Origin of the sequence: Klebsiella sp. KTE92 (assembly GCF_000398905.1) — a bacterium.
In the GTDB taxonomy this organism is placed as follows: Bacteria; Pseudomonadota; Gammaproteobacteria; order Enterobacterales; family Enterobacteriaceae; genus Klebsiella; species Klebsiella variicola.
On sequence record NZ_KB976100.1, the window covers coordinates 3,705,571 to 3,728,157 of the forward strand.

The 22,587-nt window shown below is 57.7% G+C and carries 19 protein-coding genes; 10 read left to right on the plus strand and 9 right to left on the minus strand.

What is annotated here, in order from left to right; all coding sequences use genetic code 11:
• Positions 1–126: 126 nt before the first annotated feature.
• Together A1WC_RS08135 and yieE are read right to left on the minus strand one after the other, a co-directional pair.
• Positions 127–1,596, minus strand: coding sequence for an amino acid permease (locus A1WC_RS08135; protein ID WP_012541030.1), 1,470 nt, complete (start codon positions 1,594–1,596; stop codon positions 127–129).
• A gap of 177 nt (positions 1,597–1,773) precedes the next feature.
• The gene (yieE, locus tag A1WC_RS08130; RefSeq protein WP_016161550.1) at positions 1,774–2,640 is read right to left on the minus strand and encodes a DNA-binding transcriptional regulator YeiE; all 867 of its coding nucleotides are present in this window, start codon (positions 2,638–2,640) and stop codon (positions 1,774–1,776) included.
• A 265-nt stretch (positions 2,641–2,905) separates the two neighbouring features.
• Here yieE and A1WC_RS08125 point away from each other — a divergent pair, with 265 nt between their 5' ends.
• Together A1WC_RS08125 and nfo are read left to right on the plus strand one after the other, a co-directional pair.
• Positions 2,906–3,955, plus strand: coding sequence for a YeiH family protein (locus A1WC_RS08125; RefSeq protein WP_012967550.1), 1,050 nt, complete (start codon positions 2,906–2,908; stop codon positions 3,953–3,955).
• 71 nt (positions 3,956–4,026) lie between these two features.
• Positions 4,027–4,881 (plus strand): deoxyribonuclease IV, encoded by an 855-nt coding sequence (gene nfo / locus A1WC_RS08120; RefSeq protein WP_012967549.1) that lies wholly within the window; start codon positions 4,027–4,029, stop codon positions 4,879–4,881.
• A 52-nt stretch (positions 4,882–4,933) separates the two neighbouring features.
• On the opposite strand, the gene fruA is transcribed toward nfo, so the two are convergent.
• From fruA to fruB, 3 genes are read right to left on the minus strand one after another with little or no spacing between them, the layout of a single operon-like run.
• Positions 4,934–6,628 carry a PTS fructose transporter subunit IIBC gene (fruA, locus tag A1WC_RS08115; RefSeq protein ID WP_016161551.1) on the minus strand — a complete coding sequence of 565 codons (1,695 nt, stop codon included), beginning with the start codon at positions 6,626–6,628 and terminating at the stop codon, positions 4,934–4,936.
• Between the two features lie 16 nt (positions 6,629–6,644).
• Entirely contained in the window at positions 6,645–7,583 is a 939-nt protein-coding gene (fruK, locus tag A1WC_RS08110) for a 1-phosphofructokinase (protein ID WP_004103928.1), read from the minus strand.
• Positions 7,584–8,714, minus strand: coding sequence for a fused PTS fructose transporter subunit IIA/HPr protein (fruB, locus tag A1WC_RS08105; protein WP_008804018.1), 1,131 nt, complete (start codon positions 8,712–8,714; stop codon positions 7,584–7,586).
• Positions 8,715–9,048: 334 nt separating this feature from the next.
• On the opposite strand from fruB, the gene setB reads away from it, so the two are divergent.
• Entirely contained in the window at positions 9,049–10,230 is a 1,182-nt protein-coding gene (gene setB, locus A1WC_RS08100) for a sugar efflux transporter SetB (protein ID WP_016161552.1), read from the plus strand.
• A 34-nt stretch (positions 10,231–10,264) separates the two neighbouring features.
• On the opposite strand, the gene A1WC_RS08095 is transcribed toward setB, so the two are convergent.
• Both A1WC_RS08095 and A1WC_RS08090 read right to left on the minus strand, forming a co-directional pair.
• Complete coding sequence (locus A1WC_RS08095; RefSeq protein ID WP_032691231.1) at positions 10,265–11,401, minus strand: HlyD family secretion protein; 1,137 nt, start codon at positions 11,399–11,401, stop codon at positions 10,265–10,267.
• A gap of 1 nt (position 11,402) precedes the next feature.
• Complete coding sequence (locus tag A1WC_RS08090) at positions 11,403–11,747, minus strand: DUF3302 domain-containing protein (protein WP_016161554.1); 345 nt, start codon at positions 11,745–11,747, stop codon at positions 11,403–11,405.
• Positions 11,748–11,960: 213 nt separating this feature from the next.
• On the opposite strand from A1WC_RS08090, the gene A1WC_RS08085 reads away from it, so the two are divergent.
• Positions 11,961–12,893: a LysR family transcriptional regulator gene (locus A1WC_RS08085; RefSeq protein ID WP_008804014.1), complete on the plus strand. Its 933-nt coding sequence runs from the start codon at positions 11,961–11,963 to the stop codon at positions 12,891–12,893.
• Positions 12,894–12,895: 2 nt separating this feature from the next.
• Here A1WC_RS08085 and A1WC_RS08080 read toward each other — a convergent pair whose 3' ends face one another.
• Entirely contained in the window at positions 12,896–13,150 is a 255-nt protein-coding gene (locus A1WC_RS08080; RefSeq protein ID WP_008804013.1) for a YkgJ family cysteine cluster protein, read from the minus strand.
• A 147-nt stretch (positions 13,151–13,297) separates the two neighbouring features.
• On the opposite strand from A1WC_RS08080, the gene yeiP reads away from it, so the two are divergent.
• Positions 13,298–13,870, plus strand: a complete 573-nt coding sequence (gene yeiP, locus A1WC_RS08075; RefSeq protein ID WP_002912951.1) for an elongation factor P-like protein YeiP — start codon at positions 13,298–13,300, stop codon at positions 13,868–13,870.
• A 1,201-nt stretch (positions 13,871–15,071) separates the two neighbouring features.
• Here the strand turns inward: yeiP and uxuA are convergent.
• Positions 15,072–16,262, minus strand: a complete 1,191-nt coding sequence (gene uxuA / locus A1WC_RS08070; RefSeq protein WP_016161555.1) for a mannonate dehydratase — start codon at positions 16,260–16,262, stop codon at positions 15,072–15,074.
• Positions 16,263–16,469: 207 nt separating this feature from the next.
• Between uxuA and A1WC_RS08065 the strand changes: the two genes are divergently transcribed.
• The 5 genes from A1WC_RS08065 (at position 16,470) to A1WC_RS08045 (ending at position 22,532) form a co-directional block, all read left to right on the plus strand.
• A complete protein-coding gene (locus tag A1WC_RS08065) occupies positions 16,470–17,936 on the plus strand; it encodes a mannitol dehydrogenase family protein (protein WP_016161556.1) in 1,467 nt (488 codons plus the stop codon).
• Positions 17,937–18,056: 120 nt separating this feature from the next.
• On the plus strand, positions 18,057–19,034 hold the full coding sequence (locus A1WC_RS08060) for a CobW family GTP-binding protein (RefSeq protein ID WP_016161557.1): 978 nt from the start codon (positions 18,057–18,059) through the stop codon (positions 19,032–19,034).
• Between the two features lie 37 nt (positions 19,035–19,071).
• Positions 19,072–19,785 (plus strand): phosphatase PAP2 family protein, encoded by a 714-nt coding sequence (locus A1WC_RS08055; RefSeq protein WP_162494464.1) that lies wholly within the window; start codon positions 19,072–19,074, stop codon positions 19,783–19,785.
• 426 nt (positions 19,786–20,211) lie between these two features.
• Complete coding sequence (gene mepS / locus A1WC_RS08050) at positions 20,212–20,781, plus strand: bifunctional murein DD-endopeptidase/murein LD-carboxypeptidase (protein ID WP_004201653.1); 570 nt, start codon at positions 20,212–20,214, stop codon at positions 20,779–20,781.
• Positions 20,782–20,969: 188 nt separating this feature from the next.
• The gene (locus A1WC_RS08045) at positions 20,970–22,532 is read left to right on the plus strand and encodes a cyclic di-GMP phosphodiesterase (RefSeq protein ID WP_008804008.1); all 1,563 of its coding nucleotides are present in this window, start codon (positions 20,970–20,972) and stop codon (positions 22,530–22,532) included.
• Positions 22,533–22,587: the final 55 nt, after the last annotated feature.

Here is a 22,587-nt window from a genome sequence, read left to right on the forward strand (position 1 = left end):
GGCGAAAATGATAAAGATAATGATTACGATTATCAATATAATTATGAAGAATTGTGTCAAGCTGTAACCGTGCGGACATAAAAAAAGCCCTCTTTTCAGAGGGCTTTTATCGCACAATTGCGAAGATTAACGCTTAAAGCGCTCCGGGAAGGTCATTTCGCTGTAGCGAACAAAGCGGGTGCCTTTCGCCAGCTTGTAACCAAACCAGATGACGAGGAACAGCGGAATACCGATGTAGGTCGCCGCCACGCCGCCCCAGTCAATGGTGTCCTTGAGGAACGCTTCGTAGTTCTGTCCGAGGGTGATGATCAGGCACAGCACGAAAGCGAAGATCGGCCCCAGCGGGAAGAATCCGGAACGATACGGCAGATTATTAATATCGTTACCCTGCATGACGTAGCCACGACGGAAACGATAGTGGCTGATCGCAATACCCAGCCAGGCGATAAAGCCGGTCATCCCGGAGGTGTTCAGCAGCCACAGGTACACCGTCTGGTTGCCGAACATGGACGTCAGGAAGCACAGCGCCGCGATAACAGTGGTCGCGTACAGCGCGTTGCGTGGCACGCCGCCACGCGACAGCTTCGAGAAAATACGCGGCGCTTTGCCGTCGCAGGCCAGGGTGTACAGCATACGCGTGGAAGCGTACATCCCGGAGTTACCGGCCGACAGAACGGCAGTCAGAATAACCGCGTTCATGATCGCCGCCGCCGACAGCAGACCAGCATGCTGGAAGACCAGCGTGAACGGGCTGACGGAGATATCCTTCACGTCGTTGCGCAGCAGGCTCGGGTCGGTGTACGGAATGATCAGGCTGATAATCAGAATGGCGAAAACGTAGAACAGCAGGATACGCCAGAAGACCTGGCGCACCGCGCGCGGGATGTTCTTCTCCGGATCCTCAGACTCACCGGCCGCGATGCCGATAAGCTCAGTGCCCTGGAAGGAGAAGCCGACAATCATCGCCACGCCGATCATCGCCGAGAAACCACCGGCGAATGGCGCATCCGCGATCCCCCAGTTGCTCCAGCCAGTGGGCTGCGACCCTTTGAAGATGCCGACAATCATCATCACGCCGACAATAATAAAGATAATGACGGTGGCGACTTTGATCAGCGAGAACCAGTATTCCGCCTCGCCAAAGCCGCGCACCGAGATCCAGTTCAGCAGGAACATAATGCCAAGGAACAAGGCGCTCCAGATCCAGCCCGGGGTATCAGGGAACCAGTAGCTCATCACCAGTTGCGAAGCCACGAGGTCAACGGCGATCGTCACCGCCCAGTTGTACCAGTAGTTCCAGCCCAGCGCGAAGCCGAAGCCTTCTTCAACATAATTCTGGCCGTAGGTGGCGAAGGAACCGGACACCGGCATAAACGCCGCCAGCTCGCCCAGGCTGGTCATCAGGAAATAGACCATCAAACCGATCAGAATATAAGACAGCAGCGCCCCGCCGGGACCTGCTTGCGAAATGGTTGCGCCAGAGGCAACAAAAAGACCCGTACCGATGGAACCGCCAATGGCGATCATGGTCAAGTGGCGCGCCTTCAGTTCACGACGTAGCGTGGGCGCTTCTGTGGTTTTAGTTTCCGAAACCATGTGATAATGCTATCCATCCAAAAAATGAGGCGCGATTGTAGCAGACGATCGGGGTTCCATCCGGTACAAATGCAAAGTTATAAGAGAGCTTCATGATCGCCCGCAAATTATTAGTAAAGCACTAACCTGCGGAATTGCCAGCGAATTCCCCCCGTTATGAGGCGTAAAAACCGGGTGCTACACCTGGCAATATTGCAGAAAACGTTGTAATGCTTTGGAAATATGCTTCTGCCGATGATGGATCCGCCACAGCGTGCGCGTCAGCCGGGGCAATGGCACTTTCAGCTCCGCCAGCGTGCCCGAGGTCAGCTGTTCGGCAATCACCCGGCGCGATAAACAGCTGATGCCCAGGCCATGCCGGACGGCGTGCTTGATCGCCTCCGAATTGCCCAGCTCCATGCCCATATGAAACGCCGGCAGATGCGACAGCAGTACATAATCGACAATCTCCCGGGTACCGGACCCATGCTCGCGCAGGATCCACGGCGCCTCAGCCAGTTGCTGCAGGGTCACCTCCCCCGCCAGCAGCGGCGAATCAGGCGCAGCAAACACCACCAGCTCATCTTCCAGCCACGGCTCGGCAATGATGTCGGCGGCATGGCACGGCCCCTCAATCAGACCGAAATCCACCCGCAGGTCGGCGACGGCGTTGATCACATCCAGGCTGTTGCCGACGCTCAATTCCACCGGCAGTTCCGGGAAGTCATGGCGATAACGGGCGATGATCTCCGGCATAATATAGTTGCCGATGGTGCTGCTGGCGTAGACCCGGATCGCCCCGTTATCGCCGCGAAACAGCTGTTCGATCTCCAGCGCCCGCTCCAGCAGCGCCAGCGCACGCGGGTACAGCAGCCGTCCGTGCTCATTCACCACCAGTCGTTTACCGACGCGGTCAAACAGCTGCACGCCGAGCTGCCCTTCCAGATCGGTCAGCGCGGCGCTGACCGCAGATTGCGAAAGCGCCAGCATCTGTGACGCCTGAGTGGTTGACCCACTCTTATGGACTTCGGCGAACACTTCCAACTGCCGCAGCGTAATATGCATAACCCACCCGTTTAGTAATCCAACCTGAATAACCTTCCTTACTATGGTGACACAAATCGAGGCGGCTGAAGGAAGGAAAATCCGCTTATGTCACAAAATCATCGTCTTGCCGGGAAACCACCCCGCTTTCGCCGCATCGCTCCCCTGCCCCCTTGTCAGCGACGATGCGGTCCTTAACCACTTATTACGATTGATTATAAACATATAATCAATTTTATATTTAACCGCGCGCGGCGTAACCTTTAGGCAGACAAAGGAGAAGGTTATGACAGCACTCACTTTACCCACCAAACATCGTTCCCTGTGGCATTTTGTCCCAGGCCTGGCGCTGACCGCCGCGCTGACCGGCGCCGCCCTGTGGGCCGGGAGTTTCCCGGCCATCGCCGGCGCAGGCTTTAGCGCCCTGACCCTCGCTATCCTGTTCGGGATGGTCGTCGGCAACACGGTCTACCCGAAAATCTGGCAGCCCTGCGACGGCGGGGTGATCTTCGCCAAGCAGCACCTGCTGCGCCTGGGGATCATCCTCTACGGCTTCCGCCTGACGTTCGCCCAGATTGCCGACGTCGGCGTGAGCGGTATTTTGATTGACGTTCTGACGCTCTCCAGTACCTTTTTCATCGCCTGCTTCCTTGGCCAGAAAGTGTTTGGTCTCGACAAACACACCAGTTGGCTGATCGGCGCCGGCAGCAGCATCTGCGGCGCGGCGGCTGTGCTCGCCACCGAACCGGTGGTCAAAGCCGAAGCCAGTAAAGTGACGGTCGCCGTCGCCACGGTGGTTATCTTCGGTACCATCGCCATCTTCCTCTACCCGGCGATGTACCCGCTGCTGGCGCACTGGTTTACTCCGGAGACCTACGGGATCTATATGGGTTCCACCATGCATGAAGTGGCGCAGGTGGTTGCCGCCGGCCATGCGGTCAGCCCGGACGCCGAGAACGCGGCGGTTATCGCCAAAATGCTGCGCGTCATGATGCTGGCTCCGTTCCTGCTGTTCCTGGCGGCGCGTGTTAAACAGCTGACCCCGGCAGGCAACGGCGAGAAAAGCAAAATCACCATTCCGTGGTTCGCGATTATGTTCATCCTGGTGGCGGTGTTTAACTCCTTCCATCTGCTGCCGAAAGCCGTGGTGGATATGCTGGTGACGCTGGATACCGTTCTGCTGGCGATGGCAATGGCCGCCCTCGGGGTTACCACTCACGTCAGCGCGCTGAAAAAAGCCGGGGCGAAACCGCTGCTGATGGCGCTGATGCTGTTCGTCTGGTTGATTGTCGGCGGCGGGGCTATTAACGTCGCTATCCACAGCCTGATGGCATAAAGCACTACATCTTTCTCCAGTTAAGCCGCTATCATTACCCACCCCCCAGCGGCTTTAACTGGAGTTTTTTTATGAAATACGTAGGAGCGCACGTGAGCGCCTCAGGTGGACTGGCCAATGCCGCCATTCGCGCCGCCGAAATCGAAGCAACCGCCTTCGCCCTCTTCACCAAAAACCAGCGCCAGTGGCGCGCCGCGCCGCTCAGCGACGAAACCATCGCCGAATTCAAAGCCGCCTGCGAAAAGTATCACTTTGGCCCCGGGCAGATCCTGCCGCACGACAGCTACCTGATTAACCTCGGCCATCCGGTGGAAGAGGCGCTGGAAAAATCCCGTGATGCCTTCATTGATGAGATGACCCGCTGCCAGCAGCTGGGGCTGACGCTGCTCAACTTCCACCCCGGCAGTCATCTGCAGCAGATCCCGGAGGAGGCGTGCCTGGCGCGCATCGCCGAATCGATCAATATCGCGCTGGCGAAGACCGAAGGCGTCACCGCGGTGATCGAAAACACCGCCGGCCAGGGCAGCAACCTCGGCTTTAAGTTCGAGCACCTCGCGGCGATTATCGACGGCGTGGAAGATAAATCCCGCGTCGGCGTCTGCATCGATACCTGCCACGCGTTCGCTGCCGGCTATGACCTGCGCAGCGCCGAAGCCTGCGAGAAGACCTTTGCCGACTTCGAGCGTATCGTCGGCTTCCAGTATCTGCGCGGCATGCACCTGAATGATGCCAAGAGTACGTTTGGCAGCCGCGTTGACCGTCACCATAGCCTTGGCGAAGGCAACATTGGCCACGACTGCTTCCGCTGGATCATGCAGGACAGCCGCTTCGACGGCATTCCACTGATTCTGGAAACCATCAACCCGGATATCTGGGCGGAAGAGATTGCCTGGCTGCGGGCACAGCAGATCGCCGAAGTGGCGTAAAACAGAGACAAAAAAAGGGCCGAACAATCGGCCCTTTTTTATTACGGTAAGATTATGCCGCTTTTTCGACGTCCACTACCTGCGCTTCCGGGCGTTTCAGCACCGCGTAGGAGAGGCCCGCCACCAGCGTCCCGGCAACAATCGCCAGCAGGTAGCCCAGCACCGGCGTAATCGCTCCCGGGATCAGCAGGACAAACAGACCGCCGTGCGGCGCCATCAGTTTTGCGCCAATCGCCATCGAGATAGCGCCGGTTACCGCGCCGCCGACGATGCAGCAAGGCAGCACGCGCATCGGGTCACGGGCGGCAAAAGGAATCGCCCCTTCAGAGATAAAGCACAGGCCGAGAACCAGCGCGGCTTTCCCCCCTTCACGCTGCCCTTTGTCGAACTTATTGCGGGCAACCAGCGTCGCGATACCCATCGCCAGCGGAGGCACCATACCGGCCGCCATGATCGCCGCCATCGGCGCGTAGGTCTGGGTACTCAGCAGGCCCACGCCAAAGGCATAAGCCGCTTTGTTCACTGGCCCGCCCATGTCGGTACACATCATCGCGCCGAGGATTGCGCCCAGCAGAACCGCGTTCGCGGTGCCCATGGTTTGCAGCCAGTGGGTCAGCCAGGCGAGAATACCGGCTACCGGTTTACCGATCAGGTAGATCATCGCCAGACCCACGATCAGGCTGGAGACCAGCGGAATGATCAGGATTGGCTTCAACGCTTCCATACTCTGCGGCAGTTTCAGCTTCGTGCTGATGGCTTTCGCCACGTAACCGGCAAGGAAACCAGCAATGATCCCGCCAATAAAGCCGGAGCCGCCGCTGACCGCCAGCATACCGCCGATAAGACCCGGGGTCAGGCCCGGACGGTCGGCAATGGAGAAGGCGATAAAGCCTGCCAGCACCGGTACCATCAGCGCGAAGGCCGAGCCGCCGCCGATCTGCATCAGCGCCGCCGCCAGGGTGTCTTTCACTTCAAACGCTTTGATCCCGAAGGCAAAGGAGAGCGCAATACACAGGCCCCCGGCCACCACCATCGGCAGCATGTAGGAGACGCCGGTCAACAGGTGGCGGTAGGCGCCCGCCGACTCTTTTTTCCCTTCGCCAGCAGCCTGAGGTTTACCGGACGGCTGGTACGGTTTGGCTTCGGCCACCGCTTTATCCAGCTCCTGGGCGGTTTTCTTCAGCGCCAGACCGGTGGTGGTGCGATACATTGGCTTACCGGCGAATTTCGCCAGGTCCACCTCGATATCGGCAGCGACGATCACCAGATCCGCCTCGGCCACCTCTTCCGGGGTGATGGCATTGCCAGCCCCAACGGAGCCGCGGGTTTCCACCTTCACCCACCAGCCGCGTTTTTTGGCTTCGGTTTCGATGGCTTCTGCCGCCATAAAGGTATGAGCAACGCCGGTCGGGCAGGCAGTGACCGCGACAATACGTTTCGGTCCGCCGGTAGCCGCCGGGACTGCCGCAGCGGCAGGGGCCGCGTACGGCGTTGCGTGACCTTTGGCTTCGCTGAGGAACAGCTCCGGGTGCGCCACGGCGCGATTAATGTCGCCAAGGTAGACCTGTTTGCCGTTCAGCGCGCTGTCGGTGGCCAGCGCCGCGCCCAGCACAATCACCAGTTCGGCGTCGTTCGGGTTATCAATCAGTTCAAGGTGCGCTTTAGGCGCTGCCGCTCCCAGCAGGGTTTTCGCCATATAGGCGCGCGCCTGTCCGAGTCCGGCATCAATAATCAGCAGCGTTTTCATTATGCCTCTCCTGCTGTCAATTAAAGGGTTGTAAGTCGACGCGCGCCATCATCGCGGCCAACTGGGTACGGTCGGTAATACCCACGTTGCTCTGGCTGACGGCCAGGGCAGCGACGGCAGTCGCCAGGCGCAGGGTATGCTCGCTGGATTCACGCATCAGCAGGCCGTAAATCAGGCCGCCAACCATCGAATCGCCGGCGCCGACGGTGCTGACCACTTCCACTGAAGGCGGTTTAGCAATCCACTCACCGGAGGCGTTCACCCACAGCGCGCCCTCTTCACCCAGGGAAATCACCACGTGGGCGATACCCTGCTCGCGCAGCGCATGGGCGGCTTCGATAACATCTTTCATCTCCGGCAGCTTACGCCCGGCCCAGATTTCCAGCTCGCGACGGTTCGGTTTCACCAGCCACGGCGCCGCTTTCAGTCCGGCAACCAGCGCTTCGCGGCTGCTGTCGAAAATAATGCATGGGCACTGGCTGCGCAGACGGGTCATCCAGTCGGTGAAGGCCTCCGGGCTGACGCCGGACGGCAGGCTGCCGCTGACGCAGACCATATCGAACTGCCCGAGCCAGCTCAGGGAGTCGTTGACGAAGCGTTCCCAGTCGCCCGGGGTGACTTCAAAGCCGGAGAAGTTGAAATCCGTCACTTCGCCATCTTTTTCCGTCAGCTTAACGTTGATGCGGGTCCGGCCCTGCACCACCTGGAAACGGTTGGCGATCCCCAGCTCGCTGAACAACTGCTGAAAGCCATCCTGGTTGTCTTTGCCCAGGAAGCCGCCGACGGTGACGTCAATACCGAGATCTTTCAGCACTTTCGCCACGTTGATGCCTTTCCCGGCGGCATGCAGGCCGGTGGTGCGCACCAGGTTCACTTCACCGCGTTCAATCTCCGGGGTGAACCCCACCAGATCGTACGCCGGGTTTAACGTAATCGTTGCTACACGTCTGCTCATTTATGCGCCCTCCCCAAGGCCTGCGGCGATCGCTTCGCCAATCGCATCCAGCGCTTGTTGCGCATCCTCACCCTGCGCGGTGAAACGCAGACGGTGACCTTTTTTCACACCCAGCGCCACGACCTTCATCAGGCTGCGACCGTTGGCCGGCTTGCCGGAACCGTCGAGGTTGGTGACGGTGATGTCGCTGGAGAATTGTTTAATCGTATTGACCAGCATGGTGCCCGGTCGGGCATGCAGGCCGTGCTCATTGCGCACCACGAATTCGGCGCTCAGCACATCTTCCGCAATGGCATCGTCGCTGGTCAGCAGCGCCAGCACGGTGGCGGCGTCGGCTTTCAGCAAACGGTCAGCTTTCTTGTCCAGCAACAGCTTGCTCAGGCGGTTCAGCACCGCAGTCGGCTGCTCATCGGCCATCGCCACCGTGACCAGCAGAGAAACCGGCTGGTCGTCGCGGGTAAAGGCATTAGCCGCGCGGCTGACTGCCACGGCGCTGCGCAGATTGCCTTCCGCACTGTCGTTCAGCCAGACGCCCTGACCGAGGTTCAGCGGCGTATCGTTGATAGCGTGGCTTACGAATGCCGTGTCAGCGGCACCCACTTCTTTCAGTCGCGCCGCGTTCAGCGCCTGCAGGGTCAGCAGATCGCTGGCCGCCACGTCGAGGCTGAGGGTCTCGTTGTCCAGCTTCAGCGCTTCGCTCTGTTTTTCACCCATCAGCAGCGCACGCAGCTCTTCCGCGGTGGTGGCGGACTGCAGCTGCGCGGCTACCGCGTCATCGCTTAGCACATGGGTCAGCTGACGCAGCAGGCCGAGGTGTTCATCTGAGCTGGCGGCAATCCCGATCGCCACATAGGCGGTCTGCCCTTCGCCCCAGGTGACGCCCTGCGGGAACTGAAATACCTGGACGCCGGTCTTCAGCACCTGGTCACGGGTGTCCGTCGTGCCGTGCGGGATCGCAATCCCGTTGCCGAGGAAGGTCGAGGTCTGCTGCTCGCGAGCCAGCATACCGTTCACGTAGCCATCAGCCACGTTGCCGGCGCTGACCAGCGCGGCGGCGACCTGCCGGATGGCCTCTTCTTTATTACCGGCCTGCTGGCCGGGATGAATATCCTGCACAGATAACTGGAACATGGTTCTCCTCTCCTGCTGAATTGAATCGTTTCAGCTAACTTGAGAAAAAAGGCGCCATCTGACGGGGAACGGATTGTCGAATGACGCTGAAACGTTTCAAGAATTTTGTACCTTTCTTGCTCAACGCGCAAGGTACGTCAGCGACTTGATTGCAGAACTTAGAGGTACTGCACACTTTTGCTGAAGCCTTTGCTATCGACCACCGCAAATGTCAGCTTTTTGCTGAACCTTATATTTTGAAACGCCTTTTTAATTATTCGTGCCATACTACTGTTTATTTTCAGCCAGCAGGCGTAAACTCCGCGCCGTCTCCTGAAACTACAGAAAACCGAACATGCAAAACCGTAGCGCCGCCCTTCCCCGACGCGGGTTCGATGTAACCTCTTCCGCATTCTTGATCGTCGCCTTTCTGACAGGCATTGCCGGGGCGTTGCAAACCCCAACCCTGAGCCTCTTTTTGACCAACGAAGTGCACGTCCGCCCGGCGATGGTCGGCTTCTTTTTTACCGGTAGCGCCGTCATTGGCATTCTGGTCAGCCAGTTCCTCGCTGGCCGCTCCGACCGCCGGGGCGATCGCAAACAGCTGATTGTCGTCTGCTGCCTGCTGGGGGTGCTGGCCTGCCTGCTGTTTGCCTGGAACCGGAACTACTTCATTTTGCTGTTTATCGGCGTCTTCCTCAGTAGCTTTGGCTCGACCGCCAACCCGCAGATGTTCGCCCTCGCGCGCGAGCACGCCGACAAGACCGGTCGCGAAGCGGTGATGTTCAGCTCCATTTTGCGCGCCCAGGTCTCCCTGGCATGGGTGATTGGTCCCCCGCTGGCCTACGCCCTGGCGATGGGGTTTGGTTTTACCGCAATGTATCTCAGCGCTGCGGCGGCGTTTATCGTCTGCGGGATCATGGTCTGGCTATTCTTACCCAGCATGCATAAAGCGGCGGCGGTGGCGACGGGCCGGCTGGAAGCCCCGCACACGCACCGCCGCGATACGCTGCTGCTGTTTAGCATCTGCACGCTGATGTGGGGCACCAACAGCCTGTACATCATTAATATGCCGCTGTTTATCATTAATGAGCTGCATCTGCCGGAGAAGCTGGCCGGGCTGATGATGGGCACCGCGGCCGGACTGGAAATTCCTACCATGCTGATTGCCGGTTATTATGCCCGGCGCTTTGGTAAACGCTTTCTGATGCGCCTTTCGGCAGTGGCCGGTGTGTTGTTTTACGTGGGCATGTTGACGGTGCATACGCCGGCGCTGCTGCTGGCGATGCAGGTGCTGAACGCCGTCTATATCGGGATCCTCGCCGGGATCGGCATGCTCTATTTCCAGGATCTGATGCCGGGGCAAGCGGGCGCGGCCACTACCCTCTACACCAATACCACCCGCGTCGGCTGGATCATCGCCGGTTCACTGGCGGGGGTAGTAGCGGAGATCTGGAGCTATCACGCAGTGTTCTGGATAGCGCTGGTCATGGGTATCACCGCTCAGGTCTGCCTGTGGCGGATCAGGGACGTGTAGGCAAGACGGCCCGGCCTCGACCGGGCCATCCTGATTAATGATCCAGATAGAGGTAATGCAGCCAGCTGGTCATTCGTAGCAGGACTTTGCGCATAATCGACACATGGGCAAAATAATCGGTATAAACCGCCGCCTGCGCACTGACCCCGTCCGGTAAATGTTCCACTTCCGGGTGGGGATCGAGGTCGATCAGCACATAGATGCCCTCTTTTCCTGCCCCGGCGCTCAGCCCCTGCAGCGCACCGCTGGCCTGATAGCTGCCATTCGGGATCGCCGGCAGCACCCGCGATACCTTACCGCTATAGACGCTGCCCGGCAGACCATTAAACACCACCTCCGCGCTATCCCCGGCCGTCAGACGCAGAACCGAGTTCTGGCGGAATACCGCCACCACCTGGCGCTTTTGCTGGGGAATAAACACCAGCACCGGCTTGAAGGGCAGACGTACCGCGGTCATCCCCGGCCGCGCCAATAGCTGGGTAACGTAGCCATCGCTCGGCGCACGAACCACAGTTTGCGCCAGATTATACTCCGCCTCGAGGATCTGCGATTTCAGACTGGCAATGTTGGCATCAAGCCCGTTATAGCGGCCAGACACCTGCTCTCTGGCGTTTTGTAATTGCGCTTTCGCCGCCTGCAATACCGCCGTCTGGATCTGCACCTGCTGCCTGGCGTGAGTCACATCCTGTTCGGAGAAAGGATTGACCGGCATGGCCGCTCCCTGGGCATAACGCTGGTAGTCACGGGTAACACGATCGTACTCGGCCTGCGCCTGCTGCACTCTGGCGCTGGCATCGTCGATAGTCGCCTGCTTCGCCCGCAGCGTCGCCTCCCCGGCCGCCAGATCGGCTTTCAGCTTGTTCAGCCGCGCGCGGTAGCGGGTGTCATCGATGCGGAACAGCAGTTCGCCCTTCTTCATTAACACATTGGTTTTACTGGTGACCTCAACCACCTCGCCTGAGACCTGAGGCACCATCGGAATAGAAACAACAATTTTTTGCGCCCGCAGTGTATAGGGATGGTTATAGTTCATCGTTAATATTAACGCGCCTACGACCACTATTCCGCCTAATATGGCAGTGGGTATTGTCCATTTATTTACTGGAATGCGAAATATCTTAAAAACGCCCCAGGCGATGGCGACATAGCAAAGGATAATTAACAGATCCATATTATTTATCTTTATTCCCCGCTGACGCCTGCTGGCTGTTTTTTAACGCCGCTTCGAGTAATGCGATACGTTGCTCCAGTTCCTCGCGTTGCAGACTATCCTCGGTCTGCGAAGCCATCCCCCACCCGCGGTCAGGGCGGTACAAGGTGGCCCAGATCCACAGAAAAGGCCAGATAGCATGCAGGGTAAACAGGCTTATCCAGCCCGCCACATGAATCGCGTCCTGATGGGGGTGCTGCCGTTTTTGCGCGATATGATAGGGAATATCGTGGATAATAATCACTCCATAAAATAATATGAGAAAAACCAGTATTAATACAAACAAAGCAAAATAATTAAGCAGCATGGTGCATATACACTCAGTAAGCCAGCGGGAAGATCGTTATTTTTAATGACGTCGAGGACCACAAAAGAAGCGATAAAACGCACAATTTTCCTTAAATAACGGACTGTTCAACGCAAAGGTCATCATACGTTTAGCTGATCAATAAATCACATGGCAATTCCGCCAAACTGGTATATCATTTTTGATATACCACAGATATCAGGCAGCGATAAGATGTTGAAAGACTTTAAAATGGATGAGCTGAGGATCATCTGCGCTATCGCCGAAACCGCCAGCGTCAGCCGGGCGGCCCAGCGCCTGAATATGCCCCAGTCTAACGTTTCGCGGACGCTGACCAGCGTGGAGCGGAAAGTCGGTTTGGCCATATTCCTGCGCACCGCCAGAGAGCTGGTGCGCACCGAGTTCGGCGAGCAGTTTATCCATGCCAGTCGCGCGGTTCTCGAACAACATGAGCAGCTTATCAACCTTGCCGACCGTTATAAGAACACGCTGCAGGGCGTGGTCACCCTTGGGGCGCCCATCGGTATCCATCAGTTTCTCGGGCGCTATATTCTGCCGGCGCTGAGGAAAACCCTGCCGGAGCTGCAGATCAATCTGGTCACCCGCAACGCCAGCGAGCGGGAACAGAAATACGGCGCCATCTTCAATAGCGACTGCGATCTGCTGATAAGCCCCTTTAAGCCGCAGAATGAAAATCTCATCGCCCGCCCCTTTACCCGCTTTCGCACCGGCGTCTTCGCCTCTCCGGACTATCTGGCGCAACATCCTATCGCCGAGCCGGAGGCGCTGGTGGATCATGAGTGCATTACCCTGCGCATGTTGGGCGGCAGCGACAATATCTGGACCTTCAAAAGCAAAAACGGCGAACCGCTTAATCTCACGGTAAAGGGGGGATTCGTTTGCGATAACACACTACCGGCGGTGGAGCTGGCGAAGCTGGGGATGGGGATCGTCTATGCGCCCTACTATTCACTCGCCACCGAGCTGGCGGCGGGACAGCTGGTTCCCTGTCTGAAAAAGGAGCGCTGTATCGACCTGCAGGCCTGGCTTATCTTCCAGCGGCGGGACATTCTCCCCCTGCGCGTACAGGCGCTACTCGACGGCCTCAGCGCCCATATCAAAAACCTGTCTCATCTGCTGCTTTAAGCTCAGGGCGCGGTGGCCAGCTCAAGATCCAGCAGCCAGGTGATGGCGTCATCGCGGTGGGTGAAGCACATCTCGGGCGAGGGCTGCAGGCTGGCGCACACCTTCGGGCGCAGAGGGGAGCCGAAAATCAGGCACAAGTTGTGCTCGGAAAGCTGAATACAGCGGGTATTGGCGGGCTTGCCCTGCGGCATGCCGGGTATTGGCGATGATATAGAGGGAGCGATGCAACATGCGCCACAATCGGTACGACATTCCACAACCCAGCTCCCAAACGCTCATTTTGTGCCACAGCCTAAACGTTTTGCCAGAAGATAGCAAAACTCGCGAATTCCGCTTGCCTGAAGGCGCGGGCGCGAGTAGTTTTACGCGATATTTTTGACTCGTTAAGTGACAGGATTACTGCAATGCCAAGAGCGAATGAAATTAAAAAAGGTATGGTGCTGAATTACAACGGCAAGCTGCTGATTGTGAAAAATATTGATATTCAGTCACCCAGCGCCCGTGGTGCTGCGACACTGTATAAAATGCGCTTCTCCGATGTGCGTACCGGCCTGAAAGTGGAAGAGCGCTTCAAAGGTGACGATATCGTCGATACCGTGACCCTGACCCGCCGTTTCGTTGACTTCTCCTATGTCGATGGCAACGAATACGTGTTCATGGATAAAGAAGACTATACCCCTTACACCTTTACCAAAGAGCAGATCGAAGAAGAGCTGCAGTTTATTCCGGAAGGCGGGATGCCGGATATGCAGGTGCTGACCTGGGACGGCCAGCTGCTGGCCCTGGAGCTGCCGCAGACTGTTGACCTGGAAATTATCGAAACCGCGCCGGGTATTAAAGGGGCATCCGCCAGCTCCCGCACCAAGCCAGCCACCATGAGCACCGGCCTGGTAATTCAGGTGCCGGAATACCTGACCACCGGTGAGAAAATCCGCATTCATATCGAAGAGTGCCGCTATATGGGCCGCGCGGATTAATCCTCTGTGACGCCCCGACAGTAAAAAAGGACAGCCGCTGGCTGTCCTTTTTATTTGGCGACGATATGCCCCGGTGCCGGGTAATATTCATTCAACACGGTTCCCGTATTTGTGCCGGATGGCGGCTGACGCCTTATCCGGCCTACGATCCGGGCACCCTGTCGTTAAGTTATTCACTATTCTTGCTGAAACTGCCGGTGCTGGCGGCCTCAACATCGCTGAGACGTTCCCGGAAGGCCGGGGCAGCCCGCATGGATGCGGGCTGAGGGCCGTGTTTTGCACGGACGCTGCCTCGGCCCGACCCGAAGCCTGCAGGGATAAGTCGAAGGTACCACGAAGTGGCGATTTTGCTGGCCGGAGCCCGGGGGTACAGGGGGCGGCGGCGACTGGCCGCCCCCTGTGCGCTCCCTGCACCATGAGTAACATAACGCAGAAGAAATATCGGGAGCGCAATCTGCCCGGAAATAACAGAGAACACAGGTTTTTCCAGGGTCGACACTGTTGCAAACCGATCACCGTATCTACCCATTGCGCCGTTATTTTGTCGGGTGGCGCTTCACTTACCCGACCAGGCTGACGCCCCGACAGTAAAAAGGGACAGCCGCTGGCTGTCCTTTTTATTTGGCGACGGTATGTCCCGGTGCCGGGTAATATTCATTCAACACGGTTCCCGTATTTGTGCCGGATGGCGGCTGACGCCTTATCCGGCCTACGTACGACCTGTCGTTAATTTATTCACTATTCTTGCTGAAACTGCCGGTGCTGGCGGCCTCAACATCGCTGAGACGTTCCCGGAAGGCCGGGGCAGCCCGCATGGATGCGGGCTGAGGGCCGTGTTTTGCACGGACGCTGCCTCGGCCCGACCCGAAGCCTGCAGGGATAAGTCGAAGGCACCACGAAGTGGCGATTTTGCTGGCCGGAGCCCGGGGGTACAGGGGGCGGCGGCGACTGGCCGCCCCCTGTGCGCTCCCTGCACCATGAGTAACATAACGCAGAAGAAATATCGGGAGCGCAATCTGCCCGGAAATAACAGAGAACACAGGTTTTTCCAGGGTCGACACTGTTGCAAACCGATCACCGTATCTACCCCATTGCGCCGTTATTTTGTCGGGTGGCGCTTCACTTACCCGACCCGGCTGACGCCCCGACAGTAAAAAGGGACAGCCGCTGGCTGTCCCTTTTATTATCCCTGTTACCGCGATTACAGCAGTTCAGGGTATTTGGTCATTTTCAGCGCCAGCTCGACGCCACGCACTTCCGCCATCCCCTTGAGACGGCCAATCGCCGAATAGCCTGGGTTGGTTTTCTTGCGCAGATCGTCAAGCATCTGATGACCATGATCCGGACGGAATGGGATCGGGCGCAGATCGCCAGCCTGTTTACGCCGCTGCTCTTCACGCAGAATCGCATCCACCACCGCCACCATATTGACGTCGCCGCTAAGGTGCGCCGCCTCGTGGAAGGTTTTCGGGTTCGCTTCACGACAGGTAGATCGCAGATGGGTGAAATGGATGCGATCGCCAAAGGTCTCCACCATCTTCACCAGATCGTTATCGGCGCGGACGCCATACGATCCCGTACACATGGTGAAGCCATTATTGATGCTGTCCACTGTCTCTTTCAGCCACTGCATATCTTCGATGGTCGACACGATACGCGGCAGGCCAAGGATCGGCCGCGGCGGATCGTCCGGATGCACCGCCAGGCGGATGCCTACCTCTTCGCACACCGGCACGATAGCCCGCAGGAAGTAGGCCATATTCTCGCGCAGCTGCGCTTTATCAATGTGGTCATATTCCGCCAGGCGCGCACGGAACTGGTCAAGGGTGTAACCCTCTTCCGCCCCCGGCAGGCCGGCGATGATATTGCGGGTCAGTTTCTCGATGTCCGCTTCGCTCATCGCCTTGAAATAAACCTCAGCCTGACGCTGCTCTTCTTCGCTGTAATCTCCTTCCGCGCCCGGGCGTTTGAGGATATGCAGTTCAAAGGCGGCGAAGGCGATCTGATCGAAACGCAGCGCCCGGGAACCGTCCGGCAGCTCATATTCCAGATCGGTGCGCGTCCAGTCGAGGATCGGCATAAAGTTGTAGCATACGGTATCGATGCCGCAGGCCGCGAGGTTGCGGATACTCTGCTGATAGTTGGCAATCCAGGTCGCATACTGCCCGCTATGGGTTTTAATATCCTCATGCACCGGAATGCTCTCGACGACCGACCAGGTCAGCCCTTTTGCCGCTAACAGCGCCTGACGCGCTTTAATCTCCTCTACCGGCCAGACCTGACCGTTTGCAATATGGTGCAGCGCAGTCACGACGCCGGTCGCCCCTGCCTGCCGTACATCATCAAGCGATACCGGATCGTTCGGCCCATACCACCGCCAGGTTTGTTCCATCGCTATGCCCTCACAAAAGTTGTTATACCAATAATGGCGACACTCATGACGACTACCATACATGTTTCTCCTCAGGCTGCAAACAGTGCCGGCGCATTGATTGATCCAGCTCACAGTCAGCGGATAATTTCGGCTTACCAATTTAATTTCCTGTCATATAACTTTAGACTGGCATTGTTAATAAGCAGTTAAACAGGTGTGTAAAGAATGACAACAATTGCAACCGCTACGCTACCGGAAAACGTGCAACGTCCTCAGTACGATCGCAGCCAGCTCCGCTCGCGTATTGTCCATTTCGGCTTTGGCGCGTTTCATCGCGCGCACCAGGCGCTGCTGACCGATCGCGTGCTGAATAACGTCGGCGGCGACTGGGGGATCTGCGAAATCAGTCTGTTCAGCGGCGATACGCTGATGAGCCAGCTTCGCGAACAGGACCATCTGTTTACCGTGCTGGAAAAAGGCGCCGACGGTAACCAGCCCATCGTGATCGGCGCGGTGCACGAATGCCTGAACGCCAGGCTCGATTCGCTGGCGGCAATTATCGAAAAATTTTGCGAGCCGCAGGTGGCGATTGTCTCGCTGACCATCACCGAAAAAGGCTATTGCATCGATCCGGCGACCGGCAAGCTGGATCCGACGCATCCGCGTATCGTTCACGATCTGGAAAATCCGACGCTACCGCAGTCGGCTCCCGGTATTTTAGTGGAAGCGCTGGCCCGCCGCCGGGAACGGGGCCTGCCGCCCTTTACCGTGCTCTCCTGCGATAACATTCCCGACAACGGCCACGTGGTGAAAAATGCCGTCCTCGGTATGGCGGAAAAACGCAGCCCGGCGCTGGCGAACTGGATCGCCGATAATGTCAGCTTCCCGGGCACCATGGTGGATCGCATTGTTCCTGCGGCCACCGCCGAGTCGCTGGCGGAAATCGCCGCCGTGCTGGGGGTCGACGATCCCTGCGCCATCAGCTGCGAACCCTTCATTCAGTGGGTGGTCGAAGACCACTTCGTCGCCGGACGACCGGCCTGGGAGACGGCCGGCGTGCAGATGACCGACGACGTGCTGCCCTGGGAGCAAATGAAGCTGCGGATGCTCAACGGCAGCCACTCTTTTCTCGCCTGGCTTGGCTATCTGGCAGGTCATGCGCACGTCAGCGACTGCATGCAGGATAACGTTTTCCGCCGCGCCGCTCGCCAGCTGATGCTTGACGAACAGGCTCCGACGCTGACCATTACCGGCGTCGATCTCGAGGCCTATGCCGACAGCCTCATCGACCGCTTCAGTAATCCGGCGCTCAAACACCGCACCTGGCAAATCGCCATGGACGGCAGCCAGAAACTGCCCCAGCGCATGCTCGACGGCATCCGCGTACATCTTGAGCGCGGCAGCCGCTGGCCGCTGCTGGCCCTCGGCGTTGCCGGCTGGATGCGCTACGTCAGTGGTACGGACGACGCGGGTCAGACGATCGACGTGCGCGATCCGCTGGTCGACAAGATCCAGCAGCGGGTGGCGCAGAGCGATGAGCAGCAGCGCGTCGATGCGCTACTGGGTCTGGAGGAAATATTTGGCCGCGACCTGCCGCACAACGCGCAGTTTGTCGCCGGGATCCGCGCCGCCTGGCAGCAACTGGCGACGCACGGTGCCCGCGAGGCCGTGGCCCGCGCGCTAAATTCTTAACAATATTTGCGCTTATGCGGACAGAATCTTCTTCTGTCCGCCTCAGGACTTCTCTTTTCCCCCTTTTTTCGTCAGGATAGGCGTAACTGTTACAACATTACATTTATCCTGGAGAAAAGAGTGACCAGAACCAATTTGATCACCGGCTTTCTCGGCAGCGGTAAGACGACCTCAATTCTTCATCTGCTGGCGCAGAAGCCTGCGGATGAAAAATGGGCCGTACTGGTGAATGAGTTTGGCGAAGTCGGGATAGACGGCGCGCTGCTGGCCGACAGCGGCGCCCTGCTCAAAGAGATCCCCGGCGGCTGCATGTGCTGCGTTAACGGCCTGCCGATGCAGGTTGGGCTGAATACCCTGCTGCGCCAGGGTAAACCCGATCGCCTGCTGATCGAACCCACCGGCCTTGGCCATCCGAAGCAGATCCTCGATATCCTCACCGCAGCGGTGTATGAACCCTGGATCGATCTACGCGCTACGGTGTGCATCCTCGATCCCCATCAGCTGCTGGATGAAAAAGTCGTCAATAACGACAATTTCCGCGATCAGCTGGCCGCGGCGGACATCATTGTGGCCAATAAAAACGATCGGGAAACGCCCGAAAGCGCCCAGGCGTTGGCCGACTGGTGGCAGCGCTGGGGCGGCGATCGTCGCAAGGTGTCGACAACCCAGGGTAATATCGACCTCGCCCTGCTCGATGAGCCGCGCCGCAACACCGCCCCGTTGCCGGCGAGCGCGGAGCATGTTCACCACTCTCGCCCGACCAGCGGTCTCGCCGCACTCAGCCTGCCCGAGCACCAGCGCTGGCGCCGCCACCTCAACAGCGGCCAGGGCTATCAGGCCTGCGGCTGGATTTTCGACGCGGAAACGGTCTTTGAGACCATCGGCCTGCTCGAATGGGCACGGCTGGCGCCCGTGGCGCGCGTCAAAGGCGTGATGCGCATTGCCGAAGGGGCCGTGAGGATCAACCGCCAGGGCGAGGATTGGCATATCGAGACTCTGAGCGTCCCCCCACCCGATAGCCGAATCGAGCTTATCTCGGCGAACGAAGCCGACTGGAACGCGCTCCAGACCTCACTGTTGAGGCTTCGTTTAAGTTGAGGCGGCTAAGGTTGCCGCCGACTGTCACAAAATCGCAATGGCTATGATGAAAAACCGAATTCCTTTAATTCTGCTGCTTAACATCGCGGGTGTGGCGCTATTTTGCTCCTGGTATCTGCCGGTCAACCACGGCGCCTGGTCGCCGGTCGACTCCGCGATCTTCCATTTCTTTAACCATGGCGTCAGCCTCAGCCACGCCTATGCCTGGCTGCTGGCGATCATCAACAATCGCGCCTTCGACGCCTGTTCGCTGCTGGCGATGGGCTGCCTGATGCTCCGCTACTGGCTTAAAGCGCCGCCAGCAGGCCGTCGCCAGATTGCCATCATGGGCCTGGTGATGCTGCTGGCCGCGGTGATCATTAACCAGCTGGCGCAGCACCTGATGCCGGTACAGCGCGCCAGCCCGTCGCTGTTTTTCCACGATGTCACCCGCGTCAGCGATGTCGTCAATTTCCCCACCAAAGACGCCTCCAAGGACAGCTTCCCCGGCGATCATGGGATGATGCTGCTGATCTTCGCGAGCTTTATGTGGCGCTATTTCGGCCGCCGCGCGCTAACCGTGGCGCTGGTGATATTTGTGGTCTTTGCTTTCCCGCGCGTCATGATTGGCGCTCACTGGTTCAGCGATATTGCCGTCGGCTCCCTGACCGCCGTGCTGATTGGCGCGCCGTGGGTATTGATGACACCGCTGAGCGATAAATTGATCGCCCTTTTCGATCGCTCTCTGCCCGGCGGAATATCGGCCAAATAATGTCGTGGTCGCCGTCTGGCGTCATTATCTATAAGGGGACCTTTTGGGTCCCCTTTTTCAATTGCGCTTTTTTTCAACATGATGTTCATCTTCTTGTCACATTAATCCCGTGACAAATGAAGGAATTGTCTGTTTTTTACCCGATACTGGCGCTATTTTGTCCTTTCCCGATGATTCACTTTTTGTCACCAAAATACTTATAAGAAATCGCGCAAAACCGCTCGCCATGCGGCGTTTGATAGGGTAATCTCGTTCTCGTTTTGCCTTTTCCGCAACATTAATTCAGAGCATGAATAAATTTGTGCGTGACTGCACAAATTTAAGCTTAAGGAATTGTCTCATTGCGGATGGGTATTTAGGCTCTAACACGTTTGGCATTTTTTATAACGACATTGTCGTTAAGGACAACAAGGGAAAATAAACAGCATGGTCAAATCTCAGCCGATTTTGAGATACATCTTGCGGGTAGCCCCCGCGATTGCAGTAGCGGTTCTGCTTTCCGCGTGTAGTTCAACAAGTACCGCCAGGAATATGCATTCTGAGACGCATGCTGTGGGTAGTGGCGATTTATCATCACTGCAAGCCTCTCAGGATGAATTTGAAACGATGGTCCGTAACCTGGACGTGAAGTCCCGTTTAATGGATCAGTATGCCAGCTGGAAAGGCGTGCGTTACCGCCTCGGCGGCAGCACCCGTAAAGGTATCGACTGCTCAGCGTTTGTGCAGCGCACCTTCCGCGAACAATTTGGTCTGGAACTGCCGCGTTCAACCTCTGAACAGCAGGAAACCGGAAAATCGATTTCCCGTACCCAGCTGCGTACTGGCGATCTGGTTCTGTTCCGCGCCGGCTCTACCGGCCGCCACGTCGGGATCTATCTCGGCAACAACCAGTTCGTTCACGCCTCCACCAGCAGCGGGGTGACCATCTCCAGCATGGATGAACCGTACTGGAAAAAGCGCTACAACGAAGCGCGTCGAGTTCTGAGCCGCTCGTAAACTGTCCTCTACCGCCGCCGGTTAGCCCTTGGCTGGAGGCGGGATAAAAAAACACTGCCCCGGCAGTGTTTTTTTTTGCCACCTGATTCTGAACGCCGCAAAATAAGCTATGTCTTTTAAGTGGGAATGAGAAAAACGACGACCGACAAACCGTTGATGGGATTCAATAACACGGAAAGACTATAGCTATGCTTACTCGCTACTTTTCACCCCAGCGTAAAATCTGGTTAACCAGCCTGTGCGTGGGGATTATCGTCGCGCTGCTGGCCGGCTGCATTCAGTTTATGGTGATTTACCATAACCGGGCAGAGCGTTTCGACGCCATTATCAACAACGTTGACACTTATCTTAAAAGCTATTTTCACGATCTCCGTGAAACCATTGATGGCCTGCAGCCGCTGGTGGATCAGCCCTGCGAGAATATCGACTCCGGACTCACCTCCCATGCCGCTTTCAGCCCCAACGTTCGCGCGTTTCTGCTGGTTAAAAACGGCGTCGTCTTTTGCTCCTCGGCGACAGGGGCCATGAATACGCCCCTTACTCAGCTTATCCCGGCGATCGATATTCGCAAACCCGTTGATATGGCGATTTTGCCGGGTACGCCGATGATGCCGAAAAGCGCAGCGCTGGCGTTATGGGTCAGCAAACCCGATGATGCAAACAGCGGCATTTTCGTATCGATCAACGCCAATCTCACGCCGTACATCCTCTATTCCGCACGACAAAATGATTTCAGCGGTATTGCGCTGGCCATCGGTCACACCGCCATCTCCACCTTCAGTAATCGGCTGGTGGATCCGCAAACCCTGCATAACGAACCGATCCGCCAGGTACAGATCGACGGTTTACCGCTGAAGGTCTACCTGTATGCCAACAGCTGGCTGGCGGAAAATACACAGTTTGCCCTGTTGCTCGGGGTAGTGTGCGGCCTGCTGGCGGGGTTGCTCTGTTATTACGTGCTGACGATCAAATCCGATCCGCGAAAATCGATACTGCTGGGGATCAAAAATAACCAGTTCTACGTCGTCTATCAGCCGGTCGTGAATGCCCAGACCCTGCGTATCAGCGGCGTGGAGGTGCTCATGCGCTGGCGCCATCCGGTGGTGGGTGAAATCCCGCCCGACGTCTTTATTAATCTGGCGGAAACCCAGCAGATGATCGTGCCGCTGACCCATCACCTGCTGGCGCTGATCGCCAGCGATGGTCAAGTGCTTAAACGGATCCTGCCGCGCGGCGTCAAGCTGGGGCTGAATATTTCCCCTGCCCATCTGCAGGCTGACAGCTTCCGCGACGATATGCTGCGCTTTGCCGCCGCGCTGCCCGCCGACCATTTTCACGTGGTGCTGGAGGTGACCGAGCGGGCCATGATTGATAAAGAAAAATCGATCGCTAACTTCGCCTGGCTCCACCAGCAGGGTTTTGAAATCGCGATAGATGATTTTGGTACCGGGCATAGCGCGCTGATTTATCTCGAACGCTATAACTTCGATTATCTGAAGATCGATCGCGGCTTTGTGCAGGCGATTGGCACCGAAACCGTGACCTCGCCGGTGCTGGATGCGGTACTGACCCTCAGCCGCCGGCTGAAATTAATGACCGTCGCTGAAGGAGTGGAGACCCAGGAACAGGCGGAGTGGCTTCGTGCCCAGGGCGTCAATTTCCTGCAAGGGTACTGGATAAGCCGTCCGCTATCGCTGGAGGCGCTGGTCGCCGCGCATGATGAACCTGCGAATTATTTCACAACGCGCTAAGTCTCACATATGATGCGGGAACAGAGGTCGGCTATGGGGGCCGACCGTGACAAGG